At 70.0% G+C, this 1,052-nt stretch carries 2 protein-coding genes; both read left to right on the plus strand.

Translation table 11 applies throughout. The features are described 5' to 3' along the window. Window positions 1-614: RNA polymerase subunit sigma-70 (locus tag ACRDSQ_RS24195; RefSeq protein ID WP_431424249.1), on the plus strand; the 614-nt coding region annotated here is incomplete at its 5' end. 80 nt (window positions 615-694) lie between these two features. After that, a complete protein-coding gene (locus ACRDSQ_RS24200) occupies window positions 695-1,036 on the plus strand; it encodes a VOC family protein (protein ID WP_431424250.1) in 342 nt (113 codons plus the stop codon). The last annotated feature ends 16 nt before the right edge of the window (window positions 1,037-1,052 follow it).

A 1,052-nucleotide genomic window follows, 5' to 3' on the forward strand; every position in this document is an offset into this window, starting at 1 on the left:
CCGGCGACCCGGGCGAGATAGCGGTCCTGCGCGAGACGATCCGGCTGGCGTTCGTCGCGGCGTTGCAGCACCTGCCGCCCCGGCAGCGCGCGGTGCTCATCCTGCGAGACGTCCTGCGGTTCACGGCCGAGGAGGCCGCGGACCTACTGGAAACCAGCGTCGCGGCCGTGACCAGCGCGCTGCAGCGGGCGCGGGCGACGCTCTCCGCCGTCGCTCCCGAACCGGGCGACCCGCTCCAGCCCTTCGACGTCGCACAGCGCGATCTGCTCGCGCGCTACTGTGAAGCGTTCGAGCGCCACGACGTCGACGCCCTCGTCTCACTGCTGCACTCGGACGCCACGATGTCGATGCCGCCGTTCACCTGGTGGCTGTGTGGCCGCGACCAGATCGAGCGGACGCTGCGGACCACGGACTCGCCCTGCGCGGGCGCCCGGCTGGTCCCGGTCGCGGCGAACGGTTCGCCTGCGTTCTGGCAGACCCGACCGGGCGCGGACGGCGTCCATGAGCCGTTCGGTCTTGTCTTCCTCGACGTACGCGACGGACTGATCACTGGAATCACCACCTTCCTTGACGTCGAACGACTGCTCCCACTGTTCGGCCCGCCCACCGATTAGTTCGGGATCGCCCGTCCGTATCACCATCGACAAGCGGTTTCGACACACTCGGAGGCACGGTCGTGACGACCATCCAGCCCATGATCACCACCCCCGACCTGCCCCGCCTGCGGGCGTTCTACGAGCGGCTGTTCGGCGCGGTGGAGGTCCGCAGGTTCCCGGACGACGGCCCGGTGTTCTTCATCGGCATGAAGCTGGGCGACTCGGAACTGGGCCTCGTCGCCAAGGACACGGCCGACCTCTCGGCCCCGCAGCGGATGCTGCTCAGCGTCGCCGTCGACGACGTGGACCTCCTGCTCGACCAGGTCGAGGCAGCCGGCGGAAGCGTGCTCGGCCCGTCGAACGACATGCCGTGGGGCCAGCGCGTCGCGCACGTGCACGACCCCGACGGGAACAAGGTCAACCTCACCCAGGACCTGTGAGGGTGCGGCCGACGAC

The sequence above is a fragment of the Actinokineospora sp. genome, from assembly GCF_050699995.1.
GTDB lineage: Bacteria > Actinomycetota > Actinomycetes > Mycobacteriales > Pseudonocardiaceae > Actinokineospora.